Below are 2,135 nucleotides of genomic sequence, written 5' to 3' on the forward strand. Positions count from 1 at the left end.
CTCCCGCTCCCTCCCGCCCGCCGTCCAGAAGAACTGGGACACCTTCATCGCCGGCGTCGCCGCCCATGAGAAGGTGCATGGCGCCAGCATGGTCCAGATGGTCCACGACATCCAAGCCGCGACGGACGGCCTGACCGTCGCCGACGATCCCAAATGCAGCAAGACCAGGGCCGAGGTGGTCAAGCGGCTCGACGCGATCTCGAAGGCGCGGGTGCAGGCAAGCCGCGACTTCGACCGTATAGAATTCGGCAATGGCGGCAATTTGCAGAAACTGGTTTTTTCGCTCGTGACCGGCCCCTGAAGCCACCTGACACGGATCAGGAGGCGGGCACTGATGACTTACCAGGCGCAGCAATTGAAGCTGCCGATCTCCCCCCTTGCGAGGGAGATGGCCGGCAGGCCAGAGGGGAGTCTGACAGAACTCGGCCCCTTCCAGCTACTGCGGTATGGGCGCGAGGTGCGAGCCCTCACCGCGTTTCCGCGTTCGCTCTCAGCTCGGCCCGCTTCTCGTCCGACACCACGGCCAGATCCAGCACCTTCTGCAATTCGGCCGCATGGCGGAAGGACGGTTCGGCCTGCACGCCCGTGCGCACCGCGTCAGTGAAACGCTGGTAGTTGGTCTCCACCGTGCCGGGGTCGAGCTCTTCCCATATGGCGTTCTCGACATTCTCCCCCACGCATGCCTTGAGCGTCGAACCGTCGAGATTGTGCACCACTTCGATGCCGCCCTTCTCGCCATAGATGCGCAGACGCAGTTCGTTGAGATGGCCTGTTGCCCAGCGGCTGGCATGCACCACGCCGAAGGCGCCGTTGGAAAAATCCAGCGTCATGGCGAAGCTGTCATTGGCGTCGAGTCCGTAGTCGCCGATGCGGTTGCCGGGCGCCTTGTCGAAGGCGCGCAGCCGGCAGAAGACATGGTCGATGTCGACGGCTGCGCCATAGCTGGCGAAATCGAGGATGTGGATGCCGACATCGCCGAGCACGCCATTGGAACCGTGGCCGCGCGACAGCCGCCACAGCCATTTCGGATCGGTGCGCCAGTCGCCCCAGAATTTCGACACCAGCCAGCTTTGCAGGTAGGACGCCTCGACATGCCTGACCGTGCCGATCTCGCCCGCTTGCACCATCTGGCGCGCTTTCTGCAGCGCGGCCACATTGCGATAGGTGAGGTTCACCATGTTGACGATGCCGGCGGCCTCGGCGGCATCGGCCATCTCGGTCGCCTTGCCGAAGTTTTCGGCCAGCGGCTTTTCGCACAGCACCGGCTTGCCGGCGGCGATCAGCGCCATGGTGGTCGGGTGGTGGATGCGGTCGGGCGTGACATTGGCCACCGCGTCGAACTCGCCCCATGCCAGCGCCTCCTCCAGCCCGGTAAAGCGGTTGGGAATGTCAAAGCTGTCGGCGAACTCGCCAACCCGCGCCGGATCGACATCGACTGCGCCGACAATGTCGACGCCCTCGATGGCGCTGAAGCGCCGGGCATGTTCCTGCGCCATCCAGCCGGTGCCGAGTATCAAAAGCCGCATTATTTGCTCCTTGGGGTGAGATGCCGGAATCCCCTCCCGGCCGACGCCCTCAAATAGCGCGTATAATGCCGCCGTCGACCCGGATGTTCTGGCCGGTGATGTAGCCGGCGCCCTCCGACGCCAGGAAGGCGATGGTCGCGGCGACCTCTTCCGAAGTGCCGTAGCGCTGCATCGGCACGCTGTCGCGGCGTTCTTCGGTGGCCGGCAGGCTGTCGATCCAGCCGGGCAGCACATTGTTCATGCGCACATTGTCGGCGGCATAGGTGTTGGCGAAGATCTTGGTGTAGGCGGCAACGCCGGCGCGGAACACGGCGGACGTCGGGAACATCGGGCTCGGCTCGACCACCCAGGCCGTCGAGATGTTGATGATGGCCCCACCCTTCTGCTTGACCATCTGCGGCGCCACGATGCGCACCGGCCGGATGACGTTGAGGAGGTAGACGTCCATGCCGGTGTGCCATTGCTCGTCGGTGATCTCGAGGATCGGCGCACGCGGCCCGTGGCCGCCGCTGTTGACCAGCACGTCGATGCGGCCATAGCGCTCCAGCGTCAGGTCGACGAGGCGCTGCAGATCGTCGTTCGACTGGTTGGAGCCGGTGACGCCGAGCC

At 64.9% G+C, this 2,135-nt stretch carries 3 protein-coding genes; 1 reads left to right on the forward strand and 2 read right to left on the reverse strand.

The genetic code is table 11. The features are described from left to right. Positions 1-301, forward strand: a 301-nt coding sequence (locus tag EN884_RS34040) for a DUF922 domain-containing protein (RefSeq protein WP_128361041.1), incomplete at its 5' end; no start/stop codon positions are given. Between the two features lie 166 nt (positions 302-467). Here EN884_RS34040 and EN884_RS34045 read toward each other — a convergent pair. Beyond that, positions 468-1,526: a Gfo/Idh/MocA family oxidoreductase gene (locus EN884_RS34045; protein ID WP_063168573.1), complete on the reverse strand. Its 1,059-nt coding sequence runs from the start codon at positions 1,524-1,526 to the stop codon at positions 468-470. Between the two features lie 49 nt (positions 1,527-1,575). Beyond that, the coding region (locus EN884_RS34050; protein WP_128361042.1) for an SDR family oxidoreductase at positions 1,576-2,135 on the reverse strand (560 nt) is incomplete at its 5' end.

The sequence above is a fragment of the Mesorhizobium sp. M7A.F.Ca.AU.001.01.1.1 genome, from assembly GCF_004022735.1.
Lineage (GTDB): Bacteria > Pseudomonadota > Alphaproteobacteria > Rhizobiales > Rhizobiaceae > Mesorhizobium > Mesorhizobium ciceri.

What these genes read in the sequence shown, in the direction of transcription:
- EN884_RS34045 (WP_063168573.1), bottom strand. Translation starts at nt 1,526, where the DNA reads ATGCGGCTTTTGATACTCGGCACCGGCTGGATGGCGCAGGAACATGCC.